Genomic DNA, 17160 nt, shown 5'->3' with positions numbered 1-17160 from the left:
ACAAATACCCTCCCCTGCAGCCTGGCTCCAAGCCAAAAAGCTCTTAATGAGCTTTTTTTAACGCTCGGCCCTCCCCTGCCCCTCCCGTTTCGTTCCTCACGGGACAGGCTCTTCGAAGGAGGATTTGTTTCCGTCCGGCGGCTCATCTCCTATCGGCCTTATCCTAACTTGGACCTGGAGCTGATTCCTCATCCCCTCCTCCTTCAAAATCACCCCTATCGCCTTGCATAGCAATATCGCCTCCTGCTGCTCCCGGCTCAGCAGCTTCGGTTTGGGATCAGGTACGTAGGTGCAGTTGGGTTTAGCTTTGCTGTGGAATCCCTCCTCCAGCCCCCTATCCCCCACCAGCAGCCATAGTATCCCATCAAATAGTTTCTTTATCTGTTTCATAGTTGTTGTTGTTTAAAGTTTACTTTTTCCCCTTGCTCAATTCCCCCTTTGAAGCGCTAGTCCCGATAAGAGTAGCGTTCGGGAGGGGGTCAGGGGGATGTCGCTACGCATTAACCCTTAACCGGCGAAGCCAATAACCAGCGCAGCCTGCGAAGCCCTTAGACATACCGCTCCCCCGAAGAATTGATGCATTCTTTTTTTTTAGTCAATACCGTTTTGGTTTAAAGCTTATTTTTCCCCTTCGGGAAAAGTTTATGGTTTAAAAATCCGGAATTCCTTAAACCATAAACCTTAACCGGCGAAGCCAAATAAACAGCGTAGCTATTCCTCCGCGATGCAGCTTGGTGCTACTTCTTTTGAACTTTGTGCTCCTTCGTGACCCATTTTCTTCTCCGCGAAGCAGCTTGGTGCCCTTATTTTTCCTTCGTGAAACTTTGTGGCCCATTTTGTCCCATTTCGTTTTCCGCGATGCAGCTTGGAGCTACTTCTTTTTAACTTCGTGAAACTTTGTGACCCATTTAATTTCTCCGCGAAGCAGCTTTGTCCCTGATCCTCATCGGTCATCCGACATCGGACATCCGACACATTGCTCAATCCGGAGATTTAATCAGATTTCTCTGTAGTTGCTTCAAGGTTTGATAGAAATTTTGGGAGCATGAGGAAACAGCACAGCAGCAGGCGGCCCATGCAGGAGAGCCGTAGCGCAGATATGAAGGTTTGAATTGTTGCTGTTCCATAATTATTATATAGGAACGCCTCTGCAAAAAATATAGCCATTGGAGTGGACCCTCTTTCTTGCTAGATACTGAGGCACGGCCAAGCGCCCTAGAAATGAGCAAGCGAGTAGCCCACGCCAATGGCGTGAGCATTCTCACTTTTAGTCTCATTTCATTGGTGAAAATTGGCCGTTTTCAGTATCGAGACGTAAAGTGCGATGCTTTATAACAATCGCTTTTAATATAAGTTGGTGTAAATATAAGAAGCTATTTTCAAAAGGACAAGTGTGTCCGAGAAAATAATTTCAATTAGTTCCATTTTCGAATGTGCAACAATACAAAAGCCAATATTTCATTGACAAGGTGAGTAAAAAAATTTCCAAGATAATGGATGATAAAAACCTTGACGACACCATAGTAGGTGATAGAATTGGGGTGGACCCAAGACACGTTCGAAGAGTTAAAGGAGGTGAGAGAAATTTTAGCATTAGTGAAATCGAACGTTTTGCAATAGGTTTAGGAGTACATCCAAAAGAGCTTATGGATTTTGATTTCGAACTCAACCCAGAATTTATTCCCCCATTACCAAAGAAAAAAGGTAAGAAATGATATAAGTTGAAAAGTTTTTGGTTTCAATTTATAGTAGAGGAATTTCTCTATTTTTACTCCTAAATTTAAAAAGTATGGATTTTATTTTATTCTGAAGTCATTTGTAAAATTGTGAATTAGTTGTATACCACCCTCCAGTGAGTAATTTGAGCCCTCGAGAGATCGAGGGCTTTTTAAATCAATTCACAACCAAAACTTTTTGTATGACAAATCCGCTAAATTAAAATCATTAATATGGATAAAACAAAACATATACAGGTAAAGGAAGTAGCCGTCCGTACCCTCCCTGTAAACGGAGAAGATTTTATCAGCATCACAGATATTGCACGTTAGAAAACCCCATTGAGCCAAAGGGTGTGGTCAAAAACTGGATGCGACTTAAAAATACATTGGAGTATCTGGGTCTCTGGGAGCAACTTAACAACCCTGATTTTAAAGGGGACGAATTCGACCCGCTTTTGAAAGATGCCGGAAGTTGTTTATTCCGGCGTTGATGGGCCAGTGATTCCGGAGCATACTGGGCCAGTGATAATGGGAATCATTGGGCAATTTTCCAATTGCAATTTTAGGATTGAAATTAAATCGACATCAGTGTTTCCACTTAATACAGCGCAGAGCGGTTTGATGGCTGTTCTCCCGATGCATCGGGACAATCGAAGGGCCTATATATTTATTTCTCAATAGTCCTCCATCCATCTCAGAGATTTCAGGCTCAAGAGGCTGATTCAAAGTTACACCCGTTTTGGCGCTTGTCTCAATGTGGGATGTAGGAATACGTCACGGTAAGCAAGCATACCTTGTCCCCCAACAGGGTGATAGCTTGATTTAACTACTGAACTGTCTCTTTTGAGTAGGTGCTGTGGCAGGTGGCATTCTTGTCATTCGTTAAGTGCATCTGTTAATTTTGCTTCTAAATCTTCAATGCTATTCCACTCCACACAATTTCCAGGAGGTTTAGAGTTATGGTCAATTAATGCTTTCAATAACTTTTCGAGTTTCTCAAACTTTTCATTGTCGTTAGATATAGTTCTAAGGGCATTGTAAGGTTTTTCAGTCTTAATCTCATCACCAAAATAAGCTTCTTCAAAATTTGGAAGTGAAGCTAGCAAGCGTGTGTCAGCACCATTTGGCTTGGAATTAACTGCCGCTAAAATATTTGGATTATTACCCCAAGCAGGATTTCTGTTTCCTGCTGCTGTTAACGGCCTATCACTGTCGTGAAGAACTGAATAACTTGAACCAAAATGATTTAGAATTTTCACTAATGAGACTATTGTTGCCTTACCCCTTGCTCTTATCATATGAACGTCTTTATATAAGCCGGGCTTTTTACTTTTAACATAGTTGAAAGCTGTATACTCAGTATCACCTTCAACAATTATTACTTTACCACCAAAGAAAAATTCAGCAACATACGGGTCACAGTGATTAAGTAACTTCAAATTTTGCTTGTCGTCTTCACTTAGTTGTACTTTATCTGGTCTAAAAACTGTTGTACCCTGGATTGTCCCGTTTTCTTTTCTTTCAACTCTTACAATTGTTGTGTTGTCTCGTGAAAAGTCAATAAATACAGGCGAATGAGTTGTAACCATTACTTGCCAATTACCCGAAGTGGGGAGTTCGTATAATACATTACAAGCGTCTCGAATTGCATTTGGATGTAAGCAGATTTCAGGTTCATCAATTAGTAGGAGGTGAGGTCTAACCTTTGCTAAATCTTTTCCTTTTTGGTTGTTTTCAGAAATGAATTTTAAAGCTGTCCAAAGTAAGGTTCTTCTAGCACCACTACCTTGTTTTTCAACTGACCCGAAATAACCACCTTCAGGTCCCATCAGTAATTGAGGATCAGATTTAAAGAGGTTTATGGTCTTATCAAGATTGTCTTCTGGTTTAGCGTCAAAGTCAATTCTATAGTTTGGAAAAACTTTATTTATCAAATCCGAAAGCTCTGTGTTAACTTCATCTATTTGCCCCTGCGCTTCTTGAACAATCTTATTCTGCAACTCTTTGACTTTGCCTAACAACTTATGATATTCGTTCTCCTCTTCTTCTTGATTGGCGGTTTTTAGATTTTTCACCCTTTCGTTAAGAGCGTTCATTAAAAGTTTTTTAATCTCGTCAGCCTGATCTTCGGGCGAGTCAAAAGCATCAACTCGGTGAGGCTCTGGTCTTCTTGAATTTGCAACATTTGGTGCTCCCCAAGGAACTTGCTCACTCCAATTATTTTCTTGTGCATTCCATCCTTGTCTTGTTGGTGCTCCTACACCTTTCCAAACCCAACGTTCTTTTACTAACCTCTCTCCATTAGGTAAATTGGTGAACCATTGCTCTCCTGGACTATTGTCATAAACAATTGTATGTAGCTCAATTTCAGGTAAATTGTCAGGGTCAATTTTGTTGTTGGGAAAATCATCTAGCTTAAGATTGGCTTTGGCAGAACCTTGAGACATTGCAACTTCATAGGCTTTAAGTATTGAACTTTTACCAACATTATTTGCTCCAACAAGAACTACAATTTCATCAAGGTCTATGTTTACAGGAGTAGAACCTATGCACCTAAAATTCTTTATGAGTAATTTAGTAAGCCTTGGTTTAGGAATTTCTGGGTTGTCTGAAACTAACGCAACTGCTGGTTCTGCTTTCTTTCTTGTCTTTGCCATTTTTTTATTTTCAAAATTCTGTTTTTGTTTTTGGTTTCGTTGTCTATGCTTGCAGCCAAGGTTATTCAGCTTTGAAACAACGGGCTATCCAAGCCCTGCCTTTTAAGTTTCATGGTTCCGCCGTTATCCGTAGGCATTCCCGCTGCCCGTGAAACTATGAATACCCCTTTCCTCTCTGATGGCCCAAAAGCCGTTTTAATAACTCCTTCAAGATTAAAGAATTAATTTATATAAAAAAATACCCTGATCGGGGTATTTTTTAATGAGATTGGTGGAAAGTGTCGGACGCAAATATGTCGGATGCCACATGTATGTTATGGAGATGTAGACTAATTAATGTGAAATGTAATATACCGGCTTTGAAAAATAAAGCGGCTTACCCCGCTCTACGATTTTTACCGAAACAGCTGGCACTGATTGAAATGGAAAACCTTGTAGTAATTGGGATTTAAAATTAAGGATTTGCTTCATTGAATGATGTTACCACCCTGGCACCCAAGGGATCGGGGACATTTTTTACATCCCGACTCAAGCCAGTGGCACCCTAAATCTCAGCCCCTCCTCCTCCAACCTCCTGACCACATATCCTGCCCGGAAAAGATTATCCTCCTTTATGGCCCATAGAGCCTCCTCAAGCAGCTTTATTGCTTGCTCGTGACTGTTAAAGGAAAAGGATCCTAATTTCAACTTTCCCCTACAGATCCCCCTTCAAGCAGCATTAGGACTTTCCTCTCAATTAAACTACTTACTCAGCAAAAAGTAAAAACAAAGGGAGAATACTATTTATACCCCTGGACCACAAGCTCAATAGCACTGTTCTAAAAAAAAGAAAATTATTTTTTTGGACTATTAAATGTTCAAAATTAACTGATCCTCAAATTAATTTTTAAAATTAAAGATTTCTCAGATATTTTTCGACATCCAAAATATGTCGTTCAAAACCAGAAAAAACGCCTTTGTGTAAATATTAAGAAAGTCTATTATATTGCATAAAACCAAACATCCATAAAATGAAAACAATTTCAATTAACCAATTCGTAAAATATCAAGCGGCTACAGAGCGCGGAAGACAAAGCATTATTAAGGCGCAAACGAACCCAAATCCTTACCGTACCCCATGGTATCAACTAGCCAAAGCTAGGATAAAAAAATATCTTCAAAATCCTATAGACGTGAGTCCCATAACTGCTGGAATTGAAGAATTAAAATCTCGAACTCCCCAAAATAAAAGGCAAAAGTCAGATTTTCCTTTTTCTATTGAAGCTTTGAAAAGGGTTGCCTCCATGAAATTACCCAAGCTTCTTTATGAGCACCCTTATGAAGTTATCATTCCTGAGGATAAGGCCATTAAATTGAATGGCCTTCAGATAAACATCAATCCTGAAGTTATTGTCAAAGCTACAATCAATGGTCAAATTGTTTATGGTGGAGTTAAAATCTACTTAGCAAAATCAAAAGCACTCACACTAACTCAATCAAAAACTCAGTCTACTCTCCTCTATCACTACCTGACAGAAAAAATAGCGATGAAAGGAGAAATAGTTCTACCAGAATTATGCTTCAGCCTTGATGTGTTCAACAATAGGTGGGTTGCTGCTTACGGAGATGATCAAGCCGCATTTGATGAAATAGAAAGACAATGCGAAGAGATTGTTAGAGGGTGGGATGTTCTGTAATAAACTCGAGAGTTATTAGTGAAAAAAATTAAAATTATATCCTGGTCATTATAAGGAAGGTTGGGATAGCCTACGCCATCAAATAATAGGCTTCCTCTCTTTTCCTTCAAAGAAATTAACAACTAACATATCCGAATCAACCAAATAAAACAAAATAAGTTATCATGGCTAAAAAGACAGTTCCTGTAGAAAAGCACCGACGATCAACTCCTTCTCCAACTCCAAGAAAAAATCCGAACTCACCTAAGCCGGGCCCCAAAACAGTACCGGTAAGAGAGCATAAACGAACTCCACCAAAATAAAGAGATTTTTGAATCCCCTTTAAAATTTCATTTTCACAACCTTAAATAATATCAAATGAGCAGTTACATAGAATCAATGGACTATGAGATATTTATCAGAAGAGCTTTCAATTGCGGCTACGATAAGCATAACTCCAAGAATGCAAACTTTAAAAACCTAATTGACACTGAAAGAGGTTCAACACATACCCGAATTTTGGGAAGCTTTGAAAAGCAATTGGCCCAAATAAAAAATAACATAGAAAAGGCAATTTTGAGGTTTTTAAAGCGAAGCCCAACTTCAGAAGAAAAGTCCCAACTGGATTATCTTCAAACGCATCTAAACCAAGCGCAGTCAACTGAGGAGCTAAAGCATCTACTTAAATTTGGCGTTGAGGTTACTGCAAGATATAAGGACTTAATTAAATGAAAACATTTAAATGGCTCGTTATAATAATAATTCCCTTACTATTTCTACTTGCGCCGACCCTGGCCTATGGTGTAGAAGGTATTGATATGAGTATGGCAACTAATGTGGGGATGTTCTTCCTAACATATTTTATGGTCATTTTTACTTGGGAAACACTCCAAAAGTCACGACAAGAATCATATTTGGAATCCAGACCTTACTTAATTGCTGATTTTGAAGCAGAAGAAGGTCTTCTATATTTTTATGTTCGGAATATAGGAAAAACACCTGCTCTAAATGTTAATTTACATATAAATCCTGACATCAAATTATTTGACAAAATCTCTTTTAACGAAAAGGTTTTTAGTAAAGAAATTAAGTATTCCCCCCAAATAAAATAATTAAAACAGATATTAACACAACTTCTCGATTCCTTCAAAGAAATGATGGTTACACCCTAAAAATATCATATACTGATTACCAGGGCAAGATCCTTGACGAGGTATTAGTTCTGGACCAAAACTACAGAAATGGTTTAGTTTACCATAAAAAGAAAAAGATAGATGATGTGGTACGCAGCTTGGATAAGCTAAATAAAACTATAGAACAGGTTATCCCCAATCAATATTAATTTAATTCTAATGGCTGATAATTTAGAGGATAATGAACGGGAAAAATCGCGGTACGAATTTCACCTGAAAGTTAGAGAATACGCTGGAAGAGAGTATGACAGGCTAATTGTGATTTTATCTGGAGGAGCCTTGACTTTATCAATTGGCTTTTTGGAACATTTTAAGGATGGCATTAACACCTGCACCAAATGGTTAATTATAGGAAGTTGGTCCTCTTTATTTCTATCATTAATTTCAATCTTAATATCTCAACTTACTTCCCTAAAATCTATTGATGCGGAGTTAGAGGAGAAAGAAATGTTGAGCAATATTTACAACAATTTCACAACAAAGCTGAATGTTATTTCTCTATTTTTTCTTATATTAGGAGTGATGTTATTCATAGTATTTATCTCCTGGAACCTTTAAAACAATATGACTAAGCAAAAAATCCATCCTACAAAACCGTTTGAAAGAGGAATCACAAAACTTCCTCAAAAACCTTCAACCACACCTCCACCGACGAAAAAATGACAAAGCCATCAACAACGCTTCCGAATTCAGAGCCCGCTCAACATGGCGGCCAACCTAAGCTTCCTTCTGTAAAACCAAGAAAAAGTCTTGCCTGATATTAGTGTTAGCAGTCCCCGATAGTGACCCACCTGCTACAGGTCCATTTGATTCTTCTATATTTCAGGGGAGCCGCCCTGTAAAATAGTCCTTTATAGCCTCAAAACGGGCTTTGGAATATTGGGGCCGAGGGATTGGGATGTTGGATGATTTTTCCAAATCATCCAACTTCGCCCCATCTTTATTAAAAAGAAAAACAAAATACTGACAGGTTTAACTCAGGCACTGAGAATACCAAACGCACATTTGGATCACCCTAGAGGGAATTTACCTAAAAAATGGACTTAGAACAATTAGAATTAATCAGCAAATTCAGGGTATTACCTGAGGCAGAGGTCTTATTAAAAAAAGAGATCAACAATTACTTTCAGAATTATGAACATGAAGAAGACATCCAATTTTTAAAAATCGCTTTTGATTATTTAAGAGAAAAGAAAGGTTTTTTACCGATTGAATACAGGTTCCTCTGTTGGTTATCAGAGTTTTACTCAAAAAATATTTCCATTAACAAACCACATATTGGCCAACCTCAAACAATTGATTTTGGTGATTTTGTTAAGGTTTTTTTAGTACAGGAAAGACGAAAAGAACTATTTAGCTCATTACAGGTTTTTGCTGAACAAATAAAAAACAAGCTTAAAGTTAACGAGTTAGAAGTTTTAATAGGAGGAAGTTTTACTGAAGTAGAAAACCCTCACCCAAATGACCTGGATGTAGTTATTCTTGTTGGTGAAAATTCCGATAGCGTGATACATGAAAACTATCTATATGCCTCTCAACAAGTACCTCCGGGGATTGATTTAAAAATATTACCAAAGAATTATAGCATTAAGACATACAAAGCCTATTCTAACATTACTCATCTTGGAAACAAGGCAGAAAATAAATCAAAAGACCCTTTAATAAATAATCGGTTTGAAAGAAGAAAGATATTCAAGCTAATCTTATAACTTTAAATATCAATATTAATTCAAGCAATTAGAACCAAAACCTACTTCAAACTGGCACGGTTTAATCCGAGACAAGTGGCAAAGTCGCGGAGTCTTCAGTAATTTGTTCCTTTTCAAACTTATACCATAATCTTTCGTAATCCAGATGAAGATCTTGCATTTTTAATGCACTTTCGCTTAATTCTTTTATATACTTGGAATAGGGAAAGTAAGGTTTTAGTATTGTAACAACATTGGCAGCTGCAATGATAATTGCCCAAACCATTTGAAATTCCTGCCAAATAGCCCAAGCAGCAATACTCCCTGAGGATGTTAGAGCAAGGAAAATATTAATAGTTCGATCATATTTTTGAAATTTTGTGACAGCATAGTCAAGATACAGGGCTTGAAACTTGCTATCGATCATGTAATACCAAATTTTCTCTCTCATCAATTATCATTTTTCTGCAAAAGGACTTCTGTGTCACCTACAGGCTACCCCCTTACCTCCTCCAAGATTAAGGAATTAATTACAGATAAAAAATACCTAAATCGGGGTATTTTTGACTGTCCGATGTATGGATGACCGATGCCTGCCGTCCCTTTGGGGAGGTAAACCTGACCGGCAGAGGCAGGTCCGATGTAGGGGTGCCGGATGTTGGATGTCGGTGTCAGATGGTGGGATGTCCGAGGCTAAAAATTTAGTATACTGGCTTTGCTTTGAAAAATTAAACGGCTTAACCGGCTCTTCGACCAATACCTGCACAGTTTAAACCGAAACAGGCTGAACCTCCGAGAATGCGGGGCTTTTTTAGGTTTTTGGAGCTCATGAGGCAAAACACTAAACACTCCTCTGCAGCTCCATCTCAGGCATCTCATCGACCGTCCTGCCCTTGAGCTCCCTTCCTGCCTTCTTTTTGTTTTTACCGCCCCACTGCTTGAAGAAGAATGCTACTCCGGACGCTCGCATTGGACCTTTATATCCAGTAGTCTGTCCGCATCCAACGGCCTAATGTGTCCGCTCTCCCCTCCTCCTATCACCCAGAATTGGTGTCATTATCCATAAACCCATCGTAAATCCAAATTAGTAACCTTATAGCAATCCAATAACTAAAAATTAAAATTAGGCAAGTTGCTACCGCGCTATCCAAAGCATAAAAGATTCCTGTCCTTCTTCTCTTGGAACAATATTTATTCTAATCATACCACCCATCCACGCCTTCATCTTGATTCTTGCTCTTACGATTTCTTCTATTTGATTTGTTTAAAAGCATTTCAAAAACTGGTCTTTTTTCATCCTCCCCTTTGAAGCGGTCAACACTACGTTGTATATAATCTCTAAATTCATCGGTAGTCATTTTGTTATGTCGACCATCATAGGTCGATGGATTTCTGTTGTAAATCGAACGCTTACAAAAAATAACAAAACTTCCCCTAAACCACCTTGTAACGTTTTTCATTTCTTTGGGTCGTTCATACTCGTAATCATCTTGTTCTCAGTATGAAGAATTCTCTAAGTAGTTATAGTCTTCGTATTGACCTGGGTAGATTTGAGTTACCTCCTCTCTGTCATTAGTTTTTTCATATGGTTCTTCACCCGGCTCAACTTCATAAACTCCAGATGGTTCAAGTTCATCGGCTTCAAGGCGGAAATAATTCCACTCATGGTCATAACCGAAAGATTCAAATAAAAGTCGCTTTGGTTTTACAATATGAATAAACTGAAAATCTAATTCTATACATCCGTCTTCATGGGAAATTCGAACATCTTCCAAGTCAAGGCCTCCGCTTCTCGGCATGAACAGATGATTTAAGTTGTCGTAAGTGCAAACAACTTTTAAAATTTTTATTATGTCATTAATGTCCTCCCAAACAACTCTCTTCGGTATTGACGTGGGGAAAAGGTTAGTTTGGATTTCAAACCATTGCTCTTGATTTCTTTCATGAAAATCTTCTGAAAGTTGTTTCCATTTACGAAGTGTAAATATAAATTCATCTATTGTTGGTCGTTTTATTGGATCATTATCGGTGGAGAGTAAAAGCAAGTTATCGAGTGGTGAGGTATAGCTTTTGGGGTAAAATTTCTTCAAATGAATAATTGATTCGGTAGAGTATTGACCATCAAACCCCTTATTGTTGCCAGTGAGATATATCCAAAGCGTTTTTGCTAAAGAATATACGTCAGCTTTTGCTGCATCCGCATTTGAAGATTCTCGCCTCATTTCGGGTGCCATTGTCCACTTAGCACCAATCTCTTCATTTCTTAAAGAAATTTCCTTTTTATTAGGAAAGTCCACCAAACCAAAGTCAGCTAATGAGAACCTTCCATCATAAAAAAGAATATTAGCAGGTTTGATGTCGCGATGATAGATTTTTCTTTTATGTAATTCAGAAAGCGTTTCTGCTACTTGAAGGATTGCTTCAATTTTTTTTTCTAAAATGGATAATTCTGACTCATACCCGTTATAGAAACCCATCCAATTCCCTTCTATTGGTAACCCCTGCAATATTTTTTCTGAAGCTTCTGCCAAAGGCATTACAAAATAGGGGGTTTGTCCCAGTAACTTTTTCGGAAGGTGTTTTTCAATTAAGGGAATAATTCCTTTGATGTCTGAGTTTTGTTCAATTACAAGTGTCTCGTCAATAAACCGGCTATATGGTTTTACTTTTATTTTTTTAAGCAATTTAATTGCATTAATCTCCCCTTTAGAATTTTTACATGCCCACACTTCCCCATTGCCTCCTCCTCCTAAAAAAGCAGTAAGTGTCCAGTCGCCAAATTTTGCACCTCGTTTGTAAAGTCGTTTCATAATATGCACAATTCTAATGGGGATTTAGAATGAGGGATTATGGAAATCGCCTTACTCCAGGTTAATTGCTCAGCGCTCTTTCCTCAACACCATTTACCCACAAATTCCCTTAACCACCCTAAACCCTGTAATCTCCTGCTTTGCATCCATTCCTCAGATAAGGATACTTCTCCACTTGAATTCCTTGACTCCTGACTATTCCATCCAATCGGTCCAGAACAGTTCGAGGATTTGATAGTCCGTTATGTATATAAGACTTATTACCTGCATGGTTCAGGACCGGTCATTGAATTCCATTGCCAGGATCTCTGCGTTTTCCAGGATGGGATTATCCACCAGGAAGGAACCTTTACCATCCACCTTAAGGCCGCGCCCTTTACCTCCTCCAAGATTAAGGAATTAATTACAGATAAAAAATACCTAGATCGGGGTATTTTACAAAGGGAATTGGCTAAAAAAACAAGTTTTTAGATGAATAATTATAGTTTTCTTTGATTTTTTAATTTGCGGGATGGGGATGCTTGGAAGCCGGAAGTCGGATGAGGGGATTAGAGTGACGGATGCCCGATGCTTGTTTCTAGTTAGAAAAATTCCGTGGGGGGGGTAAAAGCTGTTCCCCCTCCTCTTAAGACCAATTCCGGCACAGTTTAAACCGAGACAGGTGGCACACGCCAAGCCTTCCAATTGGAGGCGGTGGGTTTCGAGATGAGTCATTAATTTGCTTAATTATATATTCATACAATGTTGGTTTTGATAGGTCAGCAAAATAATCTAAAATCACCCTTTGGCCATGGTCTAGGGGAATTTTAGTGGTACCTTTGGACGATTGCGCTAAAAAGAAAAGTTCGGATTTTAGTAGAGAGTATGATTATTAACAAAGCAGTCATATTTGACATGGACGGGGTATTGATTGACTCCGAAGGATTTTGGAAACAAGCTGAGGAAGAAGTGTTCTCCTCTTTAGGAGTTGAGGTAACTGAGGAATACACCAACCTTACCAGGTCGATGACCACTTCTGAGGTAACCGAATTTTGGTTCAATAAATACCCCTGGAAGGAAAAGGCCTTGGAAGATGTGGAAGAAATGGTGATATCACGCGTCATTGAGCTTATAAAAACCCAAAGCTGCCAAAACCAGGGAGTAAAGCCCTTTATTGAAAAACTCAAAGAATACAATTATAAAATTGGTTTGGCTACCAATTCCCCATACAAAATCATTCCTGTGGTATTGGAAAAATTAGAGATACAACATCTATTTGACTCAGTATTATCTGCAGAGTTCGAGATAAAAGGAAAACCTGACCCTGCCATCTACCATAAAGCCGCAGCCATTTTGGACACCGACCCCAGTAACTGCATTGTAATTGAGGATTCCCACACCGGAATGATGGCGGCTAAGAATGCAGGTATGAAGGTGATTGCATTCACTAATGGAAATTTGGAAATCAATTTTGAATTGGCAGACTGCAGGATAAATTGCTTTGAAGAAAACGGTTTTGAAATGATAACCAGCCAAATTTAGTTACCATCTGAATTAAATTTTAATAGGAGGACTCTCCGTAATTTTGCCACCAACTTCCCAATAAAATAGATTCTACACGCTATTCCATTGCAACAAACCTTCTGGATTCTAGTAAGCATAAAAAGTCACCGGAGTTCGGGTCTATTTCTAAAAAACACATATATTTAGACCCTATTATTAATATTGATATGAATGCTCACCCTTTAAGGAGAAGTATAACCTTCCTAATAGATTTTCTGGTATGGTTGCTTTTGGCTGCTTTAGCCGTAGTCGTTTTGGACAGTTTATTTCCTACTGTCAGCCATTTCATGATCAATGCAATGGCTTATACTGCCATGGCAATATTGTTTGTCGGATATTACTTTATTTGTGAATATTATTTTCAGAAAACCCTGGGTAAAGCCATCACAGGAACAAAGGTGACAGACAGGTCAGGTAATAAGCCATCTGCTAAAATGGTCATTGTCAGGTCGCTCATCAGGCTGACTCCCCTGGACTACCTTTCATACCTCATTACCAGGGTTACATGATTCACTGTCAAAGACCAAAACTGTAAAGGCTAAAAGATAAATAAGTATTTTTCCGTGCATCTGTGGCTTTTTGTTTTTTCCTTATCTGTGAAAGCCGGGTAACCAGTAGATCTGTGGCTATATGGCCAATCTTCACCCCCACCCCTCCTCTATATTTTACTTTCGGTATTAACTGGGTTGGGAATAGCACCATTCTATTTTAAACAAATTCCTTATTTCTTTATAGAACCAAAAGAATGAGCTAAACAGTCTGCTATTTTAATGGCAATTTTGCCATCTCTATCCAAGGCCGGATTAAATATGGTCACGTTCATGCCTATTATTTTGCCAGTTTGAATCAATTGGTTCAATATGTATTCAATCTAGATAAAAGGGAAGTAGTGGCAAATCAATCATTGTTCATTAAATAGACAAACTAATGATCATAATATAAACATATTTCCAGAAGAATGGCCTATTCTTTCAAAAAGCGTTGGCATTAGTCTTTACTGCTTCCAAGGACCCAAACAACAACCATAAAGTTGCCGTGCCGTAAATAAGGAAAAGCCAAAGGAAATGAAACTGTACACTACTATTCCCACAGGTTTAAAACCGTATTTTAGAACCGAATTATCGGACTATCGAAAGGAACTTTCAAACGGTAAATTGGAAAAGGCCTGGTCCCACCTGGAACGGGCCCATATAATTGGCCAAAAATTCCCTTTCGCCCACACCTTGGTCCACTGGAAGATGTTGAAGTTCGGAATTAAGATAAAAAGCTATAAGGAAGTTTTGGGCCAGATTCCGCGCTTGATGGTTGGGGGAGTAAAATCCTTTGTAGGAAAAATCCCAACAGGAAATCCCGGTGGAGCCAACGTGCCTCCTCTCCAGCCGTTTCCGATCGAAAAAGAAATACAGGAAATATTTGATAAAGCCGGCATTTCTTATTGAATGGGGTTGTAAATCGCCGATTCTTCAGTATCTTTTAGTTTAGTTTGAAATAGACAACCCTGAGAGTTGTTTACCACCCAGTAAGTAGTAGTTAGGCCTCCGAGAGGTCGGGGACTTTTTAAATCAATTCACAACCAAAACTTTTTGTATGACAAATCCTCTAAATTAAAATCATTGGCATGGCTAAAACAAAACAAATAAAGGTAAAGGAAGTGGCCGTCCGTACCATCCATGTAAACGGAGAAGATTTTATTTGCATCACAGATATTGCACGTCAGAAAAACCCCATTGAGCCAAAGGATGTGGTCAAAAACTGGATGCGACTTAAAAATACACTGGAATATCTTGGCCTATGGGAGCAACTTAACAACCCTGATTTTAAAGGGGTCGAATTCGACCCCCTTTTGAAAGATGCCGGAAGTAATGCATTTACAATGAGCCCTAGCAGATGGGCTGAACTTACGAATGCCGCTGGTATCATTACAAAAAGTGGCAAAGGTGGTGGTACCTATGCCCAAAAAGACATTGCCTTTAAATTCGCCAGTTGGGTTTCTGTAGAGTTTGAATTGTATTTAGTCAAAGAATTCCAACGCCTGAAAGAAGAAGAACAAAAGCAATTGGGCTGGAGTGCAAAAAGGGAACTGGCAAAACTAAATTATCATATCCATACAGATGCCATTAAGCAAAATTTGATTCCTCAAGAACTCACACCTGCCCAGACTGCCATTATTTACGCCAGCGAAGCAGACGTGCTGAACGTAGCTTTATTTGGAAAAACAGCCAAGCAATGGCGAGACGAAAATCCGGAGCTTAAAGGGAATATGCGCGATTACGCAAGCATGAATGAATTGATTTGTTTGGCCAATATGGAAAATCTGAATGCAGTTTTCATACAGGAACAAATGTCACAAAAAGAACGACTGATAAAGCTCAATCAAATAGCCATACAGCAAATGAAAGTATTGTTGGAGGTTGAAAACAGAAAATTACTCAAATAGATGCAACAAATAGCCCAAGATAAGTTATGTAACCCCCTTTGGCGCCTGCCGATAATCTACATGGTGGCCTGAATGCGGATTCTTTCCGTGACTACATGCTTTCATTTTTGTTTTTGCGATACCAATTGGGTTTAATATGTAATTCCGGTAATTTAGAAGAGTATAAACACTTTAAAAAGTTGTTACCACCCTGTAAATAATTGGACCTCCGAGAGATCGGGGACTTTTTTTTGGAAATCAGGCCAAAGGCATCTTAAACTTGAATCCCTCCTCCTCCATCGCTTTTACCAGATAGCCCGCCCGAAACAGTTTATCTTCGTTGATTGCATGAAGGGTTTTTTCAATTAGCTTGAGTAAGGTCCTGGCATTCTAGAGGCGCTCAAATGGAAAACGGTTCAGGTTATGTGAGAGAATTCGGTCTCTCTTTTCATTTATCCGATCCCATTTTTCTTCCCGGTCGAGTTTTACTAAAGGCAGGTCTAGCATTGCTGATTTATTTAGTCATATTTATGTTGATAATTTAAACACTAGATTTTGATTTTGCAAATTGGTTTGAAGCTGAAGACCGGGGCGGAGATTTACTCTAAATATTCAGAGGGTTCTATAATATTGTAGCCTGGATGTAAATCATATAGTTGTCGAAGCATAAATGAATGTCCAGCTCCATAGATGATTAATATTTTTTCCGTGTCATCATCTACTTTAGTAAGAGCGTTTCTAAAAATTTTGTAATCCCTTTTTACTGCAATACTGGAAAGTTCAGCCCCTATGTCAGATAAATTAATCAACATTTCCCCAGTTCTCAGTATCAGATACAGATTTTTGATAGTTTCCGGATCATTCAAGGCCAGTAAATGGTCTTCAAGTGAGAGAGTATCATTTAGGTGTATAATAGGTCTGAGTTTTTGTAAATACTCTTCATAAAGGACAAAGCCTTCAATATCATGAATACTTTCCTCACGCGCTACACTTAACGCTCTCAAATCTTTCACATAATTGTAATATGACAATTTAATGGGATCGGAGGGCGCTTTTGATAAATCATTCGTATCGGGATCAGGCCAGTCGATACCTTGAACGCCATTATTAAGGTTTAATCTATTTGCCAGTTTCACCCCCACTTGGAAAATTTCATTATTTTTTAAATATGGATTTCTTGGCGCTTCTTGATAAACAGAATATGACCTATATATTTTATGCCAAAGGGAATCACTATCCGAAGATTGCTCTATAAAAATTTGATCTGGTTTAAACTTTTCCAATTTACTTAGAAGTGAATTCAGTTCCTCTTGTTTTTGCTCTGAAGAAATTTTTTCATCAAAGTGGACTGTTCCCAGAATCATCACTTCGCGTTGGTTTTGTTGTGCAGAGCAGAAATAAGAGTTAAGCAACAACACTGTAAATAGAACAAGTTTCATCATGTAATGTAAGTATTTTTCAAAGCATTATTTTACACTTTC

At 38.5% G+C, this 17160-nt stretch carries 17 protein-coding genes; 10 read left to right on the top strand and 7 right to left on the bottom strand.

Annotated elements, in window-relative coordinates:
• Positions 1 to 96: 96 nt before the first annotated feature.
• Positions 97 to 390 (bottom strand): hypothetical protein, encoded by a 294-nt coding sequence (locus FPL27_RS05865; protein ID WP_143960197.1) that lies wholly within the window; start codon positions 388 to 390, stop codon positions 97 to 99.
• Positions 391 to 1433: 1043 nt separating this feature from the next.
• On the opposite strand from FPL27_RS05865, the gene FPL27_RS05860 reads away from it, so the two are divergent.
• The gene (locus tag FPL27_RS05860) at positions 1434 to 1715 is read left to right on the top strand and encodes a helix-turn-helix domain-containing protein (protein WP_394348488.1); all 282 of its coding nucleotides are present in this window, start codon (positions 1434 to 1436) and stop codon (positions 1713 to 1715) included.
• A gap of 878 nt (positions 1716 to 2593) precedes the next feature.
• Here FPL27_RS05860 and FPL27_RS05850 read toward each other — a convergent pair.
• Entirely contained in the window at positions 2594 to 4375 is a 1782-nt protein-coding gene (locus tag FPL27_RS05850) for an ATP-dependent nuclease (RefSeq protein ID WP_143960195.1), read from the bottom strand.
• A gap of 1010 nt (positions 4376 to 5385) precedes the next feature.
• Here FPL27_RS05850 and FPL27_RS05845 point away from each other — a divergent pair.
• The 5 genes from FPL27_RS05845 to FPL27_RS05825 all read left to right on the top strand — a co-directional run bounded on the left by FPL27_RS05845 (position 5386) and on the right by FPL27_RS05825 (position 8932).
• Positions 5386 to 6051 (top strand): hypothetical protein, encoded by a 666-nt coding sequence (locus FPL27_RS05845; protein WP_143960194.1) that lies wholly within the window; start codon positions 5386 to 5388, stop codon positions 6049 to 6051.
• Between the two features lie 357 nt (positions 6052 to 6408).
• The gene (locus FPL27_RS05840; RefSeq protein WP_143960193.1) at positions 6409 to 6762 is read left to right on the top strand and encodes a hypothetical protein; all 354 of its coding nucleotides are present in this window, start codon (positions 6409 to 6411) and stop codon (positions 6760 to 6762) included.
• Positions 6759 to 7142 carry a hypothetical protein gene (locus FPL27_RS05835; protein ID WP_143960192.1) on the top strand — a complete coding sequence of 128 codons (384 nt, stop codon included), beginning with the start codon at positions 6759 to 6761 and terminating at the stop codon, positions 7140 to 7142. Before FPL27_RS05840 ends, FPL27_RS05835 begins: the two co-directional genes overlap by 4 nt.
• 240 nt (positions 7143 to 7382) lie before the next feature.
• The gene (locus FPL27_RS05830; RefSeq protein ID WP_143960191.1) at positions 7383 to 7781 is read left to right on the top strand and encodes a protein kinase family protein; all 399 of its coding nucleotides are present in this window, start codon (positions 7383 to 7385) and stop codon (positions 7779 to 7781) included.
• 479 nt (positions 7782 to 8260) lie between these two features.
• Positions 8261 to 8932, top strand: coding sequence for a DUF6932 family protein (locus FPL27_RS05825; protein WP_143960190.1), 672 nt, complete (start codon positions 8261 to 8263; stop codon positions 8930 to 8932).
• Positions 8933 to 8993: 61 nt separating this feature from the next.
• Here the strand turns inward: FPL27_RS05825 and FPL27_RS05820 are convergent, their stop codons facing one another.
• The 4 genes from FPL27_RS05820 to FPL27_RS05805 form a co-directional block, all read right to left on the bottom strand.
• Entirely contained in the window at positions 8994 to 9338 is a 345-nt protein-coding gene (locus FPL27_RS05820) for a hypothetical protein (RefSeq protein WP_143960189.1), read from the bottom strand.
• 414 nt (positions 9339 to 9752) lie between these two features.
• A complete protein-coding gene (locus FPL27_RS20110; RefSeq protein ID WP_262712070.1) occupies positions 9753 to 9881 on the bottom strand; it encodes a DUF5131 family protein in 129 nt (42 codons plus the stop codon).
• 226 nt (positions 9882 to 10107) lie between these two features.
• On the bottom strand, positions 10108 to 10371 hold the full coding sequence (locus tag FPL27_RS05810; RefSeq protein ID WP_143960188.1) for a hypothetical protein: 264 nt from the start codon (positions 10369 to 10371) through the stop codon (positions 10108 to 10110).
• A gap of 36 nt (positions 10372 to 10407) precedes the next feature.
• Entirely contained in the window at positions 10408 to 11721 is a 1314-nt protein-coding gene (locus FPL27_RS05805; protein WP_143960187.1) for a protein kinase domain-containing protein, read from the bottom strand.
• Between the two features lie 864 nt (positions 11722 to 12585).
• Between FPL27_RS05805 and hxpB the strand changes: the two genes are divergently transcribed.
• From hxpB to FPL27_RS05785, 4 genes are all read left to right on the top strand, one after another.
• Positions 12586 to 13242 carry a hexitol phosphatase HxpB gene (gene hxpB, locus FPL27_RS05800; RefSeq protein ID WP_143960186.1) on the top strand — a complete coding sequence of 219 codons (657 nt, stop codon included), beginning with the start codon at positions 12586 to 12588 and terminating at the stop codon, positions 13240 to 13242.
• Between the two features lie 188 nt (positions 13243 to 13430).
• Positions 13431 to 13772 carry an RDD family protein gene (locus FPL27_RS05795; protein ID WP_143960185.1) on the top strand — a complete coding sequence of 114 codons (342 nt, stop codon included), beginning with the start codon at positions 13431 to 13433 and terminating at the stop codon, positions 13770 to 13772.
• 555 nt (positions 13773 to 14327) lie between these two features.
• Positions 14328 to 14702 carry a DUF3703 domain-containing protein gene (locus FPL27_RS05790; protein WP_143960184.1) on the top strand — a complete coding sequence of 125 codons (375 nt, stop codon included), beginning with the start codon at positions 14328 to 14330 and terminating at the stop codon, positions 14700 to 14702.
• 179 nt (positions 14703 to 14881) lie between these two features.
• Positions 14882 to 15700, top strand: a complete 819-nt coding sequence (locus FPL27_RS05785; protein WP_143960183.1) for a KilA-N domain-containing protein — start codon at positions 14882 to 14884, stop codon at positions 15698 to 15700.
• A 578-nt stretch (positions 15701 to 16278) separates the two neighbouring features.
• Here FPL27_RS05785 and FPL27_RS05780 read toward each other — a convergent pair.
• Positions 16279 to 17121: a DUF5694 domain-containing protein gene (locus FPL27_RS05780; protein ID WP_143960182.1), complete on the bottom strand. Its 843-nt coding sequence runs from the start codon at positions 17119 to 17121 to the stop codon at positions 16279 to 16281.
• Positions 17122 to 17160 lie beyond the last annotated feature (39 nt).

The sequence above is a fragment of the Litoribacter populi genome (assembly GCF_007483685.1).
Classification (GTDB): Bacteria; Bacteroidota; Bacteroidia; order Cytophagales; family Cyclobacteriaceae; genus Litoribacter; species Litoribacter populi.
Note: the sequence above shows the minus strand (reverse complement) of the source record. Positions and strands in the feature narration are given on the sequence as shown.

What these genes read in the sequence shown, in the direction of transcription:
- FPL27_RS05865 (WP_143960197.1), bottom strand. Translation starts at nt 390, where the DNA reads ATGAAACAGATAAAGAAACTATTTGATGGGATACTATGGCTGCTGGTG.
- FPL27_RS05850 (WP_143960195.1), bottom strand. Translation starts at nt 4,375, where the DNA reads ATGGCAAAGACAAGAAAGAAAGCAGAACCAGCAGTTGCGTTAGTTTCA.
- FPL27_RS05845 (WP_143960194.1), top strand. Translation starts at nt 5,386, where the DNA reads ATGAAAACAATTTCAATTAACCAATTCGTAAAATATCAAGCGGCTACA.
- FPL27_RS05840 (WP_143960193.1), top strand. Translation starts at nt 6,409, where the DNA reads ATGAGCAGTTACATAGAATCAATGGACTATGAGATATTTATCAGAAGA.
- FPL27_RS05835 (WP_143960192.1), top strand. Translation starts at nt 6,759, where the DNA reads ATGAAAACATTTAAATGGCTCGTTATAATAATAATTCCCTTACTATTT.
- FPL27_RS05830 (WP_143960191.1), top strand. Translation starts at nt 7,383, where the DNA reads ATGGCTGATAATTTAGAGGATAATGAACGGGAAAAATCGCGGTACGAA.
- FPL27_RS05825 (WP_143960190.1), top strand. Translation starts at nt 8,261, where the DNA reads ATGGACTTAGAACAATTAGAATTAATCAGCAAATTCAGGGTATTACCT.
- FPL27_RS05820 (WP_143960189.1), bottom strand. Translation starts at nt 9,338, where the DNA reads ATGATCGATAGCAAGTTTCAAGCCCTGTATCTTGACTATGCTGTCACA.
- FPL27_RS20110 (WP_262712070.1), bottom strand. Translation starts at nt 9,881, where the DNA reads ATGCGAGCGTCCGGAGTAGCATTCTTCTTCAAGCAGTGGGGCGGTAAA.
- FPL27_RS05810 (WP_143960188.1), bottom strand. Translation starts at nt 10,371, where the DNA reads ATGAAAAACGTTACAAGGTGGTTTAGGGGAAGTTTTGTTATTTTTTGT.
- FPL27_RS05805 (WP_143960187.1), bottom strand. Translation starts at nt 11,721, where the DNA reads ATGAAACGACTTTACAAACGAGGTGCAAAATTTGGCGACTGGACACTT.
- hxpB (WP_143960186.1), top strand. Translation starts at nt 12,586, where the DNA reads ATGATTATTAACAAAGCAGTCATATTTGACATGGACGGGGTATTGATT.
- FPL27_RS05795 (WP_143960185.1), top strand. Translation starts at nt 13,431, where the DNA reads ATGAATGCTCACCCTTTAAGGAGAAGTATAACCTTCCTAATAGATTTT.
- FPL27_RS05790 (WP_143960184.1), top strand. Translation starts at nt 14,328, where the DNA reads ATGAAACTGTACACTACTATTCCCACAGGTTTAAAACCGTATTTTAGA.
- FPL27_RS05785 (WP_143960183.1), top strand. Translation starts at nt 14,882, where the DNA reads ATGGCTAAAACAAAACAAATAAAGGTAAAGGAAGTGGCCGTCCGTACC.
- FPL27_RS05780 (WP_143960182.1), bottom strand. Translation starts at nt 17,121, where the DNA reads ATGATGAAACTTGTTCTATTTACAGTGTTGTTGCTTAACTCTTATTTC.